The sequence below is a fragment of the Neisseriaceae bacterium CLB008 genome, from assembly GCA_041228285.1.
In the GTDB taxonomy this organism is placed as follows: domain Bacteria; phylum Pseudomonadota; class Gammaproteobacteria; order Burkholderiales; family Neisseriaceae; genus JAGNPU01.
Map to the genome: position 1 here is coordinate 3,021,829 of CP166133.1, position 16,635 is coordinate 3,038,463.

The window sequence follows — 16,635 nt, forward strand, 5'->3', positions numbered from 1 at the left end:
ATCACAACACACACAAGAGGACACCCGATCATGCGCATCATCATTGCTGGTTTCCAACACGAAACCAATACGTTTGCCCCGACCAAGGCCACCTACGATAAATTCGAACACGGCGGCGGCTACCCGCCCCTATGCCACGGCGAGGACTTGTTTGCCTTAACAGACATGAACATCCCCGTCGCTGGCTTCATCAAACAAGCCCAGCAAGACGGCCACGAGTTAATACCCGTGCTTTGGTGTGCGGCGGCCCCATCAGCCCACGTGACCGAAGCAGCCTTTGAACGGATCTGTGGCGACATTACCGCCGCCGTGGCCCAGCATCAGCCCGATGCCGTGTATTTAGACCTGCATGGCGCCATGGTATGTGAACACGTTAATGATGGCGAAGGCGAACTGCTCGCTCGTCTACGGGCCTTAATCGGCCCAGAAAAACCCTTAGTGGCCAGCCTCGATCTACACGCCAACGTAACCGACTTAATGCTCCAAAGCGCCGATCGTTTGGTGGCCTATCGCACCTATCCCCACGTCGACATGGCCGAAACCGGCGCACGCGCAGCGGTACAGCTAGACGCCTGTCTAAAGGGCGAAGCTGCCGTTTTGGTCAGCCGCCGCCTGCCCTTCCTCACCCCAATCAATGCCCAATGTACCTTTGTCGAACCGGCCCGCAGCGTTTACGCCGCCGTGGCCGAACTAGAACACACCAGTATGTTGTCCATGTCGTTTGCCACTGGCTTCCCAGCAGCCGACTTTAGCGAATGTGGTGGCGTGGTGTGGGGCTATGCGCCTACGGCCGAATTGGCCCAAGCAAAAGTCAATCAAATCTACGCCCAAATCGTCGACAATGAAGCGGCGTGGGACATCTCATTTTTAAGTCCTGAAGCAGCCGTGGCGCAGGCCATGGCGCTGGCGGCAGACGCAGACAAACCCATCGTGATCGCCGACACCCAAGACAATCCTGGCGCTGGCGGCGATGCCAACACCATGGGCGTGCTCAAAGCCTTAGTGGCGGCTAAAGCGCAAAAGGCCGCCATCGGCCTCATCGTCGACCCCGCGGCCGTTGAGGCGGCTTATGCGGCGGGAGAAGGCGCCAAGATCACGCTCGCACTGGCCGGCACCTCGGGCATCGAGGGGGATAGCCCGCTGCACGCAACGTTTACGGTAAAAGCGTTATCTGACGGCCGCTGCCAATACGGCGGCCCCATGATGCATGGCGTTTTAGTCGACGTTGGGCGCAGCGCCTGCTTGATGATTGACGACATTGCCGTGGTCGTCAGCACCGACAAGGCGCAAATGCTCGACCGCAACCTATTTCGCATGGCCGGCGTTCATCCCGAAGACATGGCCATCGTGGTGGTCAAAAGCTCGGTGCATTTTAGGGCCGACTTTGAACCCATTGCCGCCGCCGTGCTGATCGCCAAAGCGCCCGGCCCCCTCTTAGCCGATCCAGTCGACCTGCCTTGGCAAAACCTGCGTCCAGGTATTCGCCTCAAGCCGCTAGGCCCCGTATTCCAACCACAATAACACCCAAACCACACATCAAAAGCAAAACGCCAGCCCTCATCGGCTGGCGTTTTTTGTGGCAGATTAAACCCAAGCCACATGAAAATAACTTAACAGTAAAAAAGATGCTTATACTTGGTGCTAATTAAAATTTACAATAATGTAGCAGATTAAAACCTAGCTTAGTCGGGCAAACGCCGCGGCCAAATCAGCCTGTAAATCTTCAATCGCTTCCAACCCGATCTGTAGGCGCAGTGCGATGCCGCCGGGCTGCCAAGCGGTAGCGGTGCGGTAAGGCTTGCAGTCAAACGGAATGATTAAGCTTTCGTAACCGCCCCAAGAAAAGCCCATACGGAAGAGCTGGAGGCCATCTAAGAACGCCGCCAAATCTTGCTCGGTTTGGCCAGGCTTTAAAATAATCGAAAACAAGCCTGACGAGCCCAGAAAATCTCGTTTCCACAGCTCGTGGCCGGGGCTTTCTGGCAAGGCGGGGTGCAAGACTTGGGCCACTTCTGGGCGAGCCTGTAGCCATTTGGCCATGGCCAAACCTTGCTTTTCCGCCTCTTTCAAGCGTAGATGCATGGTGCGTAAGCCGCGTAGGGCCAAGAAGCAATCTTCTGGACCAGGACACATCGCCATCGCATCGTAGGTTTCCCGTAGCGCAGGCCACGTCACAGCATTGGCCGACACCAAGCCCATTAATAAGTCAGAATGGCCGCTTAAATACTTCGTCCCCGCCTCAATCACCAGATCGATGCCATGGGCGTGGGCCTTAAAGAAAATCGGCGTGGCCCAGGTATTGTCCATCATGGTGATGATGTTATGGGCCTTAGCCACCGCCACGATGGCGGGAATGTCTTGAATCTCTAACGACTGAGAGCCGGGCGACTCGGTAAAGATCACCCGCGTATTGGGCTGAATCAGCGCCTCGATGTCCGCCCCTAAGGTAGGATCGTAGTAAGTGGTTTCGACCCCAAATCGCTTCAGCATACCTTCGCATAAAATACGCGTGGGCCGATAAACAGAATCGGTCATCAGCAAATGATCGCCGGCCTTGAGCACGCTCAATAAGGCCAAGCTAATCGAGCCTAGGCCTGAGGGTGAAATCACCGTGCCCGCTGCACCGCTTAGGGTGGTCCACGCGTCCTCTAAAGCTTTAATCGTAGGCGTGCCATCGGTGCCATAACCAAAAGGCATGTCACGCTGTTTTAAATGCTGGTAGTCTGGGTATACCACGGTCGAACCGCGGTAAATCGGCGTATTCACAAAACCGTATTGATCGCTGGGCGCGGTGCCCATGTGAACGAGCTGGGTGGCTAAAGCCAAATCGGATGGTTGCTGAGCACTCATATTGTCTCCATAAAAACTGCCTGCTGATGATGCTTTGTTTATACCGATAAAAGGCCGTCTGTGTCTACCCTAGTGGCTAAGCGTGGGGCGGTGTAGCATTCTGGTCAGCGCCGCCCTCTTTGCCCGTAAAACCGCCGCCAAGCCTTGCCACGCCATCATCCATAAGAGTATGATTCATAATGTGAAAAGCACAGACATCGAGACTTACGGCACAAGCTGTGTCATAATACGGTGTTTCACAAAACGTGATTGCTAATTTGAGGGATACACCCGTGGCTGAACACCAACCCACTTCTGAACACTCTGCCGACCTAATGCAGCTACAGGCTTTACGCCAGCAAGGCGCTATTGGGGACTCTGCATTTGCCCAGTTAAAGGCTAAATTGCTGTCTGGCAATGCCCAAGACGTCAAGGGTGCGCAACAAGACCTTCACAAGCTACAACAACCTACTGGCCATAGCCCAACGCCCCCTAAAAAAGGCAGTGGCTGGTTATTAAAAACCTTTATGGTCGCCATCGTGGCCGTCATTGTGACCATCGTGTATCTGGTCATGAGCCTGCCTAAGGCGAACGAAGAAGAACACATCACCACTCAGTCACCAGACGAACAGGTGGAAATTTTATTGCCTAAAGGCGCGCAAGACGTAGTGCCGACCTTCACCCCGGGTGAAAGCATTAACGAAGCTTTTAAAGCCAAGCAGGCCGCCCAAGACGGTCTGTTGGCGAAAGATGGCGAGGCCCAGGTGGCCACATCTGAGCCTCAAAATACATCGCCCGCCGCCCTGATGCAGCCAAGCCAAAACGGCAAAAATGGCGGCAACGCGCAAAAAGCGACCAATGCTGCTAAAGAGGCTGACCCAATCAATCAACTGGTGCAGCAAAAGCAACAAGAAGCACGCAATAAGCCGGCTCAGAAAAAAGCCGTGACGTCTGAAAACATCGACAACCTATTTTAACGAAAAGCATCATTTAAGATCGGGCCCACTTTTTTGTCGAAAAGAAGTGGGCCTAATTAATGGCCGTCATGGCTGGAGCAAACCCCTTTGACCAATATTCATTTATTCATGACCGAAGTGATTTCCATCGTCGGCACCATCGCCTTCACCCTATCGGGTTTCTTGGTGGGCGTGCGCAAACAGCTCGACTGGCTCGGCGTCTTGGTCTTGGCCTTATTGACCGCCATCGGCGGCGGCATGATCCGCGACGTCATGGTGAGCCGTTTGCCGATTGTGTTTTCCGACAACACTTCGCTCATTGCAATTATTTTGACCCTATTCATCGTCAAAACCTTATTACACCTCGATCTAAAAGCCAGCCGCCTGCGCGCCGGCCTGTTTTTACTGGCCGACTCCATTGGCCTGGTGGCCTTCAGCATCACCGGCGCCCAAGTCGGTCTATTGTTGGATTTAAACCTGTTTGGGGTGATTTTACTGGGCTTTGTCACCGCCGTCGGTGGCGGCATGGTGCGTGACGTTCTGGTCAACGACATCCCCATCATTTTACACCAAGATTTTTACGGCTCCATTGCGGTTCTGGTGAGCCTCTCCCTCTATCTCTTAGACGCCATCGGTTGGCTCAACGCCATGACCATGAATTTAGTCTTTTTTGGTGGCTTGGCCGTACGCTTTATCGCCTACCGTTATCACTTAACCTTACCAAAAATTAATCTGCCCTAAGCCCTGACACAAAAAAACCGTGACTTTGATCACGGTTTTTTTGTGTCCCCAACTATCTAATGGCCCCTTTGCTCATAATGAAACACTGGCAGGCCCAGCTTAAAGCGCAGCGCCAACAGCCGCGCCCCCAAGCCTACTGCCAAAGTAATCCACACCACCCAGTGCGGCGACAAATCGGTTTGCTGCAGACCCATATAGAGCCATGCCACCGCAAAAGCGATGCCGGCGTACAGCTCTTTTTGAAACACCAACGGCAGGCGATGACACAGTAAATCGCGCAGCACGCCGCCAAACACGCCGGTCACCACTGCCGCAATCGCGGCAATGATCACGCTGTAGCCCATATCCAAGGCCACCTGAGCGCCAATAATGGCAAAGACAATCAGACCTATCGCATCCAACACCAAAAACAAACGCCGCAAATGCCGCATCAGCGGTGCCACCACAATCGTGATTAGGGCAGCCACGGCCACCACCACAATGTACTGAGGCTTGGCCACCCAGCCTAAAGGATAATGGCCCAACAGAATGTCTCGAACCGTGCCTCCACCAATCGCAGTCACTGAGGCGATGATGATGACGCCAAACCAATCCATTTTACGCTGGCCAGCCGCCAAAGCACCGGTCATGGCTTCCGCCGTGATGCCCACTAAATACAAAAAACTTAATAACATTTATGCCAAATCAATACAATAAATTACTCGGTCGACGATGATAGTAGAGGCAGGCATGAACGTCAACGTGGAATCCGTTCGCCGCTATGATTAGCCATGAAATAATGGGCGCCAACCTTTGACTTGGGTCAGGCCGAACCGCAACCGCCCCAGCCAAGGTCGCGCCGCTGGGTGTACAAGTCTTCTTAAAACGACCATAATAAGCAAGAGAATTGATTTCGTTGCGCGATTCGTTTTTAACCTTTTGTTTTGATACGATTTTGCAAAAACACAGCCCAACCGTTCTTATCCCATTATTCAAAAAGATACAGCAGCTATAAAAGGAGCCTTATGAAAGCATTAGTCGCAGTCAAGCGCGTTGTGGACTACAACGTAAAAGTACGCGTTAAAGCCGACGGCAGTGATGTCGATATCGCCAACGTAAAAATGTCGATCAACCCCTTTGACGAAATTGCGGTTGAAGAAGCCGTTCGCCTAAAAGAAGCCGGTAAACTGTCTGAGGTAGTGGTGGTGTCTATCGGTGTGAAACAGTGCGAAGAAACCCTAAGAACCGCACTGGCCATGGGTGCTGATCGTGCCTTACACGTTGAAACCAACGACGCAGTGGAGCCTTTGGCCGTGGCCAAAATCTTGGCCGCCATCGGCAAAAATGAACAACCTGACGTCTACCTATTGGGCAAACAGGCCATCGACAACGATGCCAACCAAACCGCTCAAATGTTGGCCGCCCTATTGGACGCGCCTCAAGGCACCTTCATCAGCAGCGTAGAGCTTAAAGACGGTGAAGTGGTGATTTCTCGCGAAATCGACGGGGGTTTAGAAACCCTCAGCCTGAACCTGCCTTGCGTGTTAAGCACCGACTTACGCTTAAACGAGCCGCGCTACGTGAAATTACCCAACATCATGCAGGCCAAGAAAAAACCTTTGGACAAAGTTGATTTAGGCAGCCTAGGCGTGGACACTAAAGCCCGCCTAAGCGTACAAAAAGTAGCCGAACCACAAGCGCGTAGCGCCGGTATTAAAGTAGCTGATGTGGCCGAACTGGTGGCTAAACTAAAAACCGAAGCCAAAGTGATTTAAGGAGCCCAAGATGACCACATTAATTATTGCAGAACACGACAATCAAACCCTGGCCCCAGCCACCCTACACGCGGTGACAGCGGCAGCCAAACTGGGTGATGTACACGTTTTAGTGGCCGGTGAAGGCGCTGACGCCGTCGTGGCTCAAGCCCAAGCCGTGGCTGGCGTGAACAAAGTATTGGTGGCTAAAGCCGCTCACTTTGCCCACCAGCTGCCTGAAGAACTAGCCCCCTTAATCGTGAGTTTGGCCGGTGACTACCAATACTTTGCCGCTACCGCCACCGTGTTTGGTAAAAACGTGATGCCGCGCGTTGCGGCCCTACTGGACGTGTCGCAAATCTCCGATTTGACTAAAATCGTCGATGGCCAAACCTTTGAGCGCCCTATTTACGCAGGTAACGCGTTTGAAACCGTCCGCTCAGAAGAAGCGAAACTGGTGTTGACCATCCGCGCCACCGCCTTTGACGCTGCAAAAGCAGAAGGCGGCAGCGCCGAAGCTGCTGAAGTAACTGCCACCCCAGCCAAAAACCTCAGCCGCTTTGTGAGCCGCGAACTGACCCAATCAGACCGTCCTGAGTTGACTCAGGCGCGCGTCATCGTCAGCGGCGGTCGTGCCCTACAGAGCAAAGACCAGTTTGACAGCGTACTGACGCCATTAGCCGACACTTTAGGCGCCGCCATTGGTGCCTCTCGTGCTGCGGTAGACGCCGGCTACGCACCGAACGACTACCAGGTTGGCCAAACCGGCAAGATCGTGGCCCCTGAGCTGTATTTCGCCATTGGCGTGTCGGGTGCGATTCAGCACATTGCCGGCATGCAGGACAGTAAAGTCATCGTCGCCATCAATAAAGACCCTGATGCGCCGATCTTCAACGTGGCCGACTATGGCTTGGTAGCTGATCTATTCACCGCCGTACCAGAATTGGTAGCGGCGCTGAAAAGCTAAGCCCACACCATGATAAAAGCCGCTGAATCTTCACGATTCAGCGGCTTTTTTTAATCTTAACGTCGATTTATTCGGTGGGCATGATGTATTTGGCGTAGGCCACTGCATCCATGTCAACGATGTCGGTCGTCAAACTCACTCCCGAGGGCAAGCCTAGCCCAGACAGATGACACACCACAGCTGCCGCCAGCAGTTTTTTCTGCTCGGCGCTACGGCCTTGCAAGAGCTTAATGGTGACGTGCACGAAGGATTCTGGCGCGGCTTCAGCACCGGCACAAAAAGCTTCATAAACGCGCAGGCGAGACTTTACGGAGTCTAAATCAAATAGCTCGCTGTCGCATACGGTTTGGTGTACGCCGCTTAAAAACGCGGCTGAGTGTTCAGCCAAATCGGCCGACTGTTCAATGATGCAATGGGGCATGATTATCCTTGTGCCTCTGGCTGATAAACTTCATCGATAAGGGTACGACAATCCACCACGCGCAGGTCGTTGTCACCGGCAAAATCCATTAAAAACTGAAACATTGGTGGGTTGAGCTTCTCTAATTTTTTATCGATGGCCACACAACGAATATTATTCAACAACATGGGTCGAACATAGTGGTGATAAGACAGGCGGTTGGCGCTGTCAAAATTAGATAAAATCCCTGACAATCGATCTGCCCAATCGGATGGACGAAAGGTTTTCCCTGATGAGGTGATGCCTTGAATCACGATTTCATACGGATTACAAATCATATTGCTTCCAATTTATAAAAATCATTAATGTCTGATGCGAGCTCATTATACCTAAGGTTCTGAAACAATACCAAAGCCTTTAACACAATCAACATTTAAGCCCTCAGATCCGCTTAAAATTAGGCAAGCTCGCCAATAGGCGCTTGCCGTAGCCGGCCGTTTTCACCCGATTGTCGAGGATGCTCACGCGACCATGATCGGTTTCGGTTCGAATCAGGCGCCCCACCGCTTGGATGAGCTTGATGCTGGTTTCTGGCACCGTCAGCTCCACAAAGGGATTGCCGCCATTTTTTTCAATCCAGCGGCTTAAGGTTTTGTCGATGGGATTATCCGGCATCGAAAACGGTAGTTTGGCAATGATCACGTGCACGCAGGCGTGTCCTGGTAAATCCAAGCCTTCGGCAAAGCTGTCGAGGCCAAAAATAATGCTGGCCTCTTGGTTGGCAATGGCCTCATGGTGGCGCGCCAGTAACGTCGCTTTGGGCATGTCGCCCTGAACCAGCAGCTTGGCCACATAATCGTCTGGCAGGCGCAGTGCCACGTCTTGCATCTGCTTACGCGATGAGAACAACACCAAAGAGCCTACGCCCTGGGTTAAATCGATCAGCTTAGGCAACCATTCAACCAAATCATTGGTGTGCGCCAGCGCGTCTTTCGGGCTGGCTTGAATAGGCGGCAAATACAGCTCGCCCTGCTCTTGAAAATTAAACGGACTCTCTAAGGCCACGGTTTCGGTGTCTTTAAACCACAGCAAGCCGGTTTGCTTCAGCAATAAATCAAAGTTACCCAACGACTGCAGCGTCGCCGACGTCAGCAGTGCGCCCGCGGCCTGCTGCCAGAGGCTGTTGGCCAAATGGCTGGCGGCCGAAACCGGCGAAGCGTTAAATACGTAGTCGTTCTTATCGTGGCGCTTACTGGTGATCCATTTAGCCAACGGTGGGGCATTTTCTTTCGGCACTTCTTCCATTAAGTCCCACACCGCGTTCATCTGCTCGGCGCGAGCGATGGCCATGCCGACCTCGCTCGACACCTTGTCGATCAGGGCGCTGTCGCTGCCCTTTTCTTTACGGGTATTGCTCAAGGCTTCGCTTAAGCCATGCAGGTTTTTCACCAGCATACGCGCTGAAATAGCGGTATTCTGTACCAACACCGCCAGCGCCTCAGGAATAGCGCCGTCGTCCCATAGCCAAATGGGCATGTCGACATCGTTGCTGCCCGACAGCTGAGGCGCATCATTGAGTTGCCACATCCATTCAGAAAAATGCTCCAGTAAAGCTTCGGCGGCATCGTCAGCGTTGTTCGCCAGCTCGGCTTTATCGGTGATCGACGCCAGCTGCGCCGTCAGCTTGGGCAAACGCTCCAAGAACCATTGGCTTTGATTCAGGCTGTGTTCAGCGGCAAACTGATTGAGGGCTTTTTTGGCCAGATGATGGGCCTCATCGATGCAGTAGAAGCTTTGGCTGGGTGCCGGCAAAATCACCCCGCCGCCCATGCTGATGTCGGCCAACAATAGGTCATGGTTGGCCACCACCACATCGACGGTCTCCAACACTTCACGGGCGAGATAAAACGGGCATTCGGGCTTATTCGGACAGGCCGCCTTAAGGCAGCCGTGGCGATCATTCGTGGTCTTGGCCCAAAGCGCATCGGGAATGTTTTCATGCCAGGTGTCGCGGTCACCATTGAAATGGCGCTGACCAAAAGCGTCGGCCAATTCGCGCAGCTGGGCCACGTCTTCAGGACGGGGCTTATCCGTCCACACCGCGGCGGGCTCTTCAAAGCCCATCAACGCCCCTTGAGCATGGTCTTGAGTCAGCTGATACAGGCGATACGGGCACAGATAGCGACCGCGCCCCTTAGCTAGGGCAAAGGTCAATTCTAGGCCGCTTTTTTCAATCAAAAACGGCAGGTCTCGATTCACCAACTGCTCTTGCAGCGCCACGGTGGCGCTGCTGACTACCAGCTTTTTCTCGCGGGTTTGCGCCATGATGCCGCCGGCCAAAAGATAGGCCAAGCTTTTACCGACCCCGGTGGGGCCTTCAATCACCACGATGCTTTCCCCTTGGCGGGTCACTTCTTCGTCATCGCTCTTTTTGATGCTGCGTGAAAACGCCTTGGCCACGGCCGCAATCATCTGGCGCTGAGACGAGCGGGGGCAAAAACCAGGCAAATTTTGGGAAATGGCCTTGTAGTGATCAGAAATGGCGTTTTTTTCGAGTTGGGTCAGCATGAACGATGAATCTTTTTAAAAACCGAATGTTAATCATCCATTATAGTCGTTTCCCCACCACTTTGCCCCGTTTAGGGCGGATTATTTTCACCCCTGCTGCGACCATCAACTCGAAGGCCCCGACGGCTGTGGTGAGCATGCCCTTGATTACTCGACGAAGAGGCAATCCTTTGGGACGGTATTGGCATTCATCAGGCTGCCGTTTTGCGCCCCTTGGCCATCGACCACGCAGCGCCAATGGCCTTGCTGATTGCGTTCAAAACGCAACAGACCACCGGCCAAGCCGCCACCCGCATCAGGCTTAAACGTACCGATGAGCTGGCCACTGCCGTCGGCAAACGGGCTGGTGCCACCGCCGGCCAGGCTCAGCAGCAACAGACCGCCCTCATCTTGGTTAAACGCATCCAGTTCGGCCACGCCCAGTGCGCCGCCCTCAAATAAGCGTACGTCGACCCAGGTACGAATGCCGCTTAATTCAGCATAAGCGCGGGTGATCTGAGCCTTGCTGATGTAGTGTCGGTAGGTGGGTAGGCCGGCCGCGGTCAAGACCGCAATGATGGCGACCACGATCATCAATTCAATCAGGGAAAAGCCTTGCTGGCTTCGGCGCGCGTGCATACGGCCTCCTCACTCATGTGCGTTGACTAGGGATAATTAAGGCTAGCACACGCCCATAAAAATGACATAAGAATAATAGAAAACGGCTCTAAAAAGGCTTTATTGTGGTGTGATGGGCACAAAAAAGCCGCGAGGTTAATCGCGGCTGTGACTAAGTTTAAGGATGGTTTAACTGATGCGCTCGATCTTGGCACCCACACCACCTAGCTTGGTTTCAATGTGTTCGTAACCACGGTCTAAGTGATAAATACGCTCAACAATGGTTTCGCCTTCTGCCACCAAGCCGGCATTCACCAAACAGGCTGAAGCGCGTAGGTCCGTTGCCATAACCGTCGTACCAGACAGGCCGGTCACGCCATGCATCACGGCGGTATTGCCTTCGGTGCTGATGTTGGCGCCCATGCGATTCAGCTCAGGCACGTGCATGAAGCGGTTTTCAAAAATGGTTTCGGTCACCACGCCAGAGCCTTCGGCAATGGCGTTCATGGCCACAAACTGCGCCTGCATGTCGGTGGGGAAGGCAGGATAAGGCAAGGTGCGTAGGTTGACCGCCTTAGGGCGCTGCTGCATGTCGATGCTGATCCAGTCGTCTCCGGCTTCAATGATGGCACCGGCCTCAACCAGCTTATCCAACACCACTTCCATGGTTTTAGGCGCGGCTTTACGCAACACCACTTTACCACCGGTCATGGCCACGGCACATAAGAAGGTACCGGCTTCAATACGATCAGGCACCACGCTGTGTTCTGCGCCATGCAAAGACTCTACGCCTTCAATGGTCAGCGTCGGCGTGCCGATGCCGGTGATTTTAGCGCCCATTTTATTCAGGCATTCGGCCAAATCAGATACTTCTGGCTCCATCGCTGAGTTTTCCAATACGGTGGTGCCTTCGGCCAAGGTAGCCGCCATCAAGAGGTTTTCGGTACCGGTAACGGTGACGACGTCCATCACGATGCGCGCGCCTTTCAGGCGTTTGGCCTTAGCATGCACATAGCCGTGTTCAATCTTCACCTCGGCGCCCATCGCAATCAGCCCTTTAATGTGCTGATCGACAGGACGAGAACCAATGGCGCAACCGCCAGGCAGGCTCACTTGTACTTCACCAAAGTGGGCCAAAGTTGGGCCCAACACCAAAATCGAGGCGCGCATGGTTTTCACCAAATCATAGGGCGCCACTAGGTTATTCACGCTGCCGCAGGTCAACTCGAAGGTTTCTACATTGTCGGTCAACACTTTGGCACCCATGCCTTGCAGCAGTTTTTGGGTGGTGATGACGTCACGCAGCATCGGTACATTGGTCAGCTTAAGGGTGTCTTTCGTCAGCAACGAAGCGCACAAAATCGGCAAAGCCGCATTCTTGGCGCCTGAAATGGTGATTTCGCCGTTCAATGGGCCGTTGCCCACAATTCTTAATTTATCCACTTAAAATCCTTATAAGAAAAACACAAGCATGATCTTCTTTATGAACCCATTACCCGCTTTTGGTTCAGACAAGTTGTTCCGGCTTATTTTTGCGCCCACTCAGTTGGGGTGCAGGCGCTGGCAATTGATAATGCGTGCAGCTCATTGCTGGCAATCTTGTCGGCTAGGCCATCTTTAATCAAACGATGACGGGCCAAGCGGCCAAGGCCTTCAAATTTAGAGCTCACGATGTGGGCAAAGAAGTGGTGGCCATCGCCCTCAACCTCAATGTGTTCACACGCCACAACGTTGGCAATCATTTCTTTTACTTCACTGGGGCTTAACATACTAACTCCTTAACTTATAACCTGATTTTAACATGAGCGTAATCGCAATGCTCAGCACCAGCCAGAACGAACCGGCAACTGCCAAAGACAGCCACGGTGACACATCACTATACCCAAAAAAGCCATATCTAAAGCCATCAATCATGTAAAAAACCGGATTAAAATGGCTCACGCTGCGCCAAAAAGGCGGCAGCGATTGAATCGAATAAAATACCCCTGACAAAAAGGTCAAAGGCATGATCAAAAAGTTTTGAAACATCGCCAGCTGGTCAAACTTCTCGGCCACAATCCCGGCCAATAGCCCAAACGAGCCCAATACGGCACAGCCCAAGAAGGCAAACACCAGCGCCCACAGCGGCGCCACCGGCCAAGTCAAGCCAAACCAAGCGGTCACCACCAGAACGCCTAAACCCACCAGCAAGCCCCGCACAATAGCGGCGCCAACATAGGCGGCAAAAAATGCCGTCGACGAGATCGGTGGCAGCAAAATAAACACTAGGTTGCCGGTAATGCGCGACTGTATCAAACTACTGGAAGCATTGGCAAAGGCATTTTGCGTCATCGACATCATCGCCAAGCCTGGAATCAAAAAAGCCGCATAGGTGACACCGGGCCAAACCTCCGGCTGATTACGCATCACGTGCGAAAAAATCAATTGATACAGCAAGGCGCTGAGCACTGGCGCCGACAGGGTTTGAAACCCCACCTTCCAAAAACGTAAAATTTCTTTTTTGAATAAGGTATAAAAACCCGTCATGATCATTGCGGCTCCTTCTTAAGCGCGTTTGCCTTAGGCTCTTCAACCAACCGTAAGAACACGTCTTCTAGGTCGGTTTCATAATTATCCATGTCCACCACGTTGATGTTGGCCTGACGCAAGGCCCCCAACACCTCTTCTAGACCTGCCCATGTCGGCAGCTCTAAAATAAACCCGTCTTGGTCTTCCGCCACGCACAGCGCTTCCACTTCTGGTGGCAGCTTGGCCTGATCAATTTTCAGCCAAATGCGCTTGGCCGCGCCCACGTCGCCGCGCAGCAAATGCTCTTTATCGTCCAAAGCAACCAGCTGGCCGCGCTTCATCATGGCAATCCGGCTACACAAGGCTTCGGCCTCTTCCAAATAATGGGTGGTCAGCACAATGCTGTGGCCGGCTTCGTTGAGCTCGCTCACAAACTGCCATAGATTTTGCCGCAGCTCCACGTCTACGCCGGCCGTGGGTTCATCCAGCACAATTACTGGCGGCTTATGCACCAAGGCTTGAGCCACCATTACGCGGCGCTTCATGCCGCCAGACAAGGCTCGGGTATTGGTGCTGGCCTTGTCCGACAGGCCTAGCTTAAACAAAATTTCATCAATCCAGTCGTCGTTTTTTTTGATTCCAAAATAGCCCGACTGGAACTTCAGCGCTTCACGCACCGTAAAGAACGGGTCAAACACCAGCTCTTGCGGCACCACGCCTAAATTCATGCGCGCCTTATACGCGTCTTTGACCACGTCATGGCCCATCACTTCAATGCTGCCCGAAGTCAGCCGGCCCAAGCCAGCCATGGCCGAGATCAACGTGGTTTTACCGGCGCCGTTAGGCCCGAGAAGGGCAAAAAATTCACCCTGTTGCACATCAAAACTGACCTCTTGCAAAGCTGTGAAGCCATTCGCGTACGTTTTGCGTGCATTTTTTATGGAAATAGCAGGAATAGACATAACCGCACATCTTGAAAAAGGAAACCCTAGATTATACGCTAAACCCATCTTTACGTTTGCCTATTTCTGTCTGAACGCGTGATTCTGGCGGCAAAGCCACGCCCCTTCTGCCCCCGAGCCATCGTCATAGCGCCCCAAATCATCCTACGACTCACCAAAAGAATAAATTACCATCAGGATCAAAGGCTTATCATCAAAAAAGCGCCCATTCGGGCTAACGCCTTGTTTCTTCTACACAAGCGTGCTTAAATAAATAAAGACGAAACAGGGGTGCAAAACATCGGGTCATTGATGTGCGCTGAGAGAGTCCCTTTTAACTCGATCCAGATAATACTGGCGTGAGAAGATTTCAGAACCTAAAGCACGTGGCCGCTCGGCCATGTCTTCCCATATGCTTGAACGCGTTGGCTTTGGCCTCAGCGTTTGGGTGCGTATGCGCTTTAATGCTCCTGTTTTGGTCCCTAAAAAACCATACCCTAGTGGAGCACAAGCATGAGCCAAACCCATAAGCCGTCACAATCGTTTGACGCCCTAAGCCAAGACATCAACAGCCAGTTTGCCTACCCGGCCTCGACCCGCATTTATTTGCCCGGCAGCCGCCCAGATATTCAGGTACCGGTACGCGAAATTGCCCAAACCGACACCCAAACCGACAAAGGCACTACGCCTAACCCACCGATTCGCGTCTACGACACGTCAGGCCCCTACAGCGACCCTAATTCGCCTTGCGACCTCAAAAAAGGCATTAACCCCCTGCGTGAAGCGTGGATTGCCGAGCGCGGCGACACCGAACGTTTGGCTGGCCTGTCGTCTGACTACGGCTTAGCCCGCGCCCACGACCCCGCCACTGCCGACCTACGCTTTAACCACATCACCCAACCACGCCGTGCCCTTGCCGGCAAAAACGTGACCCAGATGCACTATGCGCGTCAAGGCATCATCACCCCAGAAATGGAATACATCGCCTTACGCGAATCCATGAACCTACAAGAGCTGTTTGCCAAAGCCGAATACCAAGACATCGCCAAACAGCACCCAGGCTTTAGCTTTGGCGCCAATATTCCGCTACGCCCTGAAGACATCACGCCTGAATTCGTGCGCCAAGAAGTGGCCTCTGGCCGTGCCATCATCCCAGCCAACATCAACCACCCAGAATTAGAGCCGATGATCATCGGCCGTAACTTCAGCGTGAAAATCAACGGCAACTTGGGTAACTCTGCCGTGACCTCATCGCTCACTGAAGAAGTAGAAAAGATGGTGTGGTCACTGCGCTGGGGCGCCGACACCATTATGGATTTATCCACAGGCAAACACATTCACGAAACCCGTGAATGGATCATCCGCAACTCACCGGTGCCAATCGGCACCGTGCCTATTTACCAAGCCCTAGACAAGACTGGCGGCATTGCCGAAGACTTAACCTGGGAAATGTTCCGCGACACCTTAGTGGAACAAGCCGAACAAGGCGTAGATTACTTCACTTTGCACGCAGGCGTGCTGCTGCGCTACGTACCGATGACGGCCAAGCGCATCACCGGCATCGTGTCGCGCGGCGGCTCCATCATGGCCAAATGGTGTTTGGCTCACCACAAAGAAAACTTCTTATACACCCACTTTGACGAGATCTGCGAGATCATGAAGGCCTATGATGTGTCCTTCTCTTTGGGCGACGGCCTACGCCCAGGCTGCTTAGCCGACTCCAACGACGAAGCCCAGTTTGGCGAATTGCACACCTTAGGTGAATTGACCGCCAAAGCATGGGAACACGACGTACAGGTGATGATTGAAGGCCCAGGCCACGTGCCGCTACAGCGCATTCAGGCCAATATGGACGAAGAATTAAAGCATTGCTTTGAGGCCCCGTTCTACACCTTAGGCCCCTTGGTCACCGACATTGCCCCCGGCTACGACCACATCACCAGCGGCATTGGTGCGGCCAATATTGGCTGGTACGGCACCGCCATGTTGTGTTACGTCACCCCCAAAGAGCATTTGGGCCTACCCGATAAAGAAGACGTGCGCACCGGCATCATCACCTATAAAGTGGCCGCCCACGCCGCCGACTTGGCCAAAGGCTGGCCAGGCGCGCAGATGCGCGACAATGCCCTCTCGAAAGCCCGCTTTGAGTTCCGCTGGATCGACCAGTTCAACCTTGGCCTAGACCCTGAACGCGCGCGTGAGTATCACGACGAAACCCTACCGGCAGAAGGCGCCAAAATCGCCCACTTTTGCTCTATGTGTGGGCCTAAATTCTGTTCGATGAAAATCAGCCAAGAGGTGCGTGACTACGCTGATGGCCTCGAGGCCGCCAATAAAGGCATGATCGAAAAGTCGATTGAATTCGTGAAGTCAGGCGCCGAAATTTATCGCTAAA

15 protein-coding genes, 1 pseudogene and 1 riboswitch are annotated in these 16,635 nt (G+C 53.3%); of the genes and pseudogenes, 6 read left to right on the forward strand and 10 right to left on the reverse strand.

The genetic code is table 11. From position 1 onward, the window contains the following. Nucleotides 1–30 precede the first annotated feature (30 nt). Entirely contained in the window at nucleotides 31–1,521 is a 1,491-nt protein-coding gene (locus tag AB8Q18_14030; protein XDZ51273.1) for a M81 family metallopeptidase, read from the forward strand. A gap of 156 nt (nucleotides 1,522–1,677) precedes the next feature. On the opposite strand, the gene metC is transcribed toward AB8Q18_14030, so the two are convergent. After that, nucleotides 1,678–2,850 (reverse strand): cystathionine beta-lyase, encoded by a 1,173-nt coding sequence (gene metC / locus AB8Q18_14035; GenBank protein ID XDZ51274.1) that lies wholly within the window; start codon nucleotides 2,848–2,850, stop codon nucleotides 1,678–1,680. Nucleotides 2,851–3,122: 272 nt separating this feature from the next. On the opposite strand from metC, the gene AB8Q18_14040 reads away from it, so the two are divergent. Both AB8Q18_14040 and AB8Q18_14045 read left to right on the forward strand, forming a co-directional pair. Continuing rightward, nucleotides 3,123–3,806, forward strand: coding sequence for a hypothetical protein (locus AB8Q18_14040; GenBank protein XDZ51275.1), 684 nt, complete (start codon nucleotides 3,123–3,125; stop codon nucleotides 3,804–3,806). 87 nt (nucleotides 3,807–3,893) lie between these two features. After that, nucleotides 3,894–4,526, forward strand: coding sequence for a trimeric intracellular cation channel family protein (locus tag AB8Q18_14045; GenBank protein XDZ51276.1), 633 nt, complete (start codon nucleotides 3,894–3,896; stop codon nucleotides 4,524–4,526). A 56-nt stretch (nucleotides 4,527–4,582) separates the two neighbouring features. Here AB8Q18_14045 and AB8Q18_14050 read toward each other — a convergent pair whose 3' ends face one another. Then, nucleotides 4,583–5,200, reverse strand: coding sequence for a trimeric intracellular cation channel family protein (locus AB8Q18_14050; GenBank protein ID XDZ51277.1), 618 nt, complete (start codon nucleotides 5,198–5,200; stop codon nucleotides 4,583–4,585). A 330-nt stretch (nucleotides 5,201–5,530) separates the two neighbouring features. On the opposite strand from AB8Q18_14050, the gene AB8Q18_14055 reads away from it, so the two are divergent. After that, nucleotides 5,531–6,280, forward strand: coding sequence for an EtfB protein (locus tag AB8Q18_14055; GenBank protein XDZ51278.1), 750 nt, complete (start codon nucleotides 5,531–5,533; stop codon nucleotides 6,278–6,280). Between the two features lie 10 nt (nucleotides 6,281–6,290). Continuing rightward, nucleotides 6,291–7,226 (forward strand): electron transfer flavoprotein subunit alpha/FixB family protein, encoded by a 936-nt coding sequence (locus AB8Q18_14060; protein ID XDZ51279.1) that lies wholly within the window; start codon nucleotides 6,291–6,293, stop codon nucleotides 7,224–7,226. A gap of 67 nt (nucleotides 7,227–7,293) precedes the next feature. On the opposite strand, the gene AB8Q18_14065 is transcribed toward AB8Q18_14060, so the two are convergent. From AB8Q18_14065 to AB8Q18_14100, 8 genes and pseudogenes are all read right to left on the reverse strand, one after another. After that, nucleotides 7,294–7,647 carry a 5-carboxymethyl-2-hydroxymuconate Delta-isomerase gene (locus AB8Q18_14065; protein ID XDZ51280.1) on the reverse strand — a complete coding sequence of 118 codons (354 nt, stop codon included), beginning with the start codon at nucleotides 7,645–7,647 and terminating at the stop codon, nucleotides 7,294–7,296. Nucleotides 7,648–7,676: 29 nt separating this feature from the next. Further along, nucleotides 7,677–7,964: pseudogene (locus AB8Q18_14070) on the reverse strand (DUF3579 domain-containing protein). A 103-nt stretch (nucleotides 7,965–8,067) separates the two neighbouring features. Beyond that, the gene (gene dinG, locus AB8Q18_14075) at nucleotides 8,068–10,194 is read right to left on the reverse strand and encodes an ATP-dependent DNA helicase DinG (protein ID XDZ51281.1); all 2,127 of its coding nucleotides are present in this window, start codon (nucleotides 10,192–10,194) and stop codon (nucleotides 8,068–8,070) included. Between the two features lie 147 nt (nucleotides 10,195–10,341). Further along, complete coding sequence (locus AB8Q18_14080; protein XDZ51282.1) at nucleotides 10,342–10,812, reverse strand: prepilin-type N-terminal cleavage/methylation domain-containing protein; 471 nt, start codon at nucleotides 10,810–10,812, stop codon at nucleotides 10,342–10,344. Between the two features lie 168 nt (nucleotides 10,813–10,980). Beyond that, nucleotides 10,981–12,234: a UDP-N-acetylglucosamine 1-carboxyvinyltransferase gene (gene murA / locus AB8Q18_14085; GenBank protein XDZ51283.1), complete on the reverse strand. Its 1,254-nt coding sequence runs from the start codon at nucleotides 12,232–12,234 to the stop codon at nucleotides 10,981–10,983. Nucleotides 12,235–12,317: 83 nt separating this feature from the next. Then, nucleotides 12,318–12,560 (reverse strand): BolA family protein, encoded by a 243-nt coding sequence (locus AB8Q18_14090; protein XDZ51284.1) that lies wholly within the window; start codon nucleotides 12,558–12,560, stop codon nucleotides 12,318–12,320. 1 nt (nucleotide 12,561) lies between these two features. Further along, nucleotides 12,562–13,317: an ABC transporter permease gene (locus AB8Q18_14095; protein XDZ51285.1), complete on the reverse strand. Its 756-nt coding sequence runs from the start codon at nucleotides 13,315–13,317 to the stop codon at nucleotides 12,562–12,564. A gap of 2 nt (nucleotides 13,318–13,319) precedes the next feature. Beyond that, nucleotides 13,320–14,261 (reverse strand): ABC transporter ATP-binding protein, encoded by a 942-nt coding sequence (locus AB8Q18_14100; GenBank protein ID XDZ51286.1) that lies wholly within the window; start codon nucleotides 14,259–14,261, stop codon nucleotides 13,320–13,322. A gap of 256 nt (nucleotides 14,262–14,517) precedes the next feature. Next, nucleotides 14,518–14,624: riboswitch (TPP riboswitch) on the forward strand. 129 nt (nucleotides 14,625–14,753) lie between these two features. Here AB8Q18_14100 and thiC point away from each other — a divergent pair. Beyond that, nucleotides 14,754–16,634, forward strand: a complete 1,881-nt coding sequence (gene thiC / locus AB8Q18_14105) for a phosphomethylpyrimidine synthase ThiC (protein ID XDZ51287.1) — start codon at nucleotides 14,754–14,756, stop codon at nucleotides 16,632–16,634. Nucleotide 16,635 lies beyond the last annotated feature (1 nt).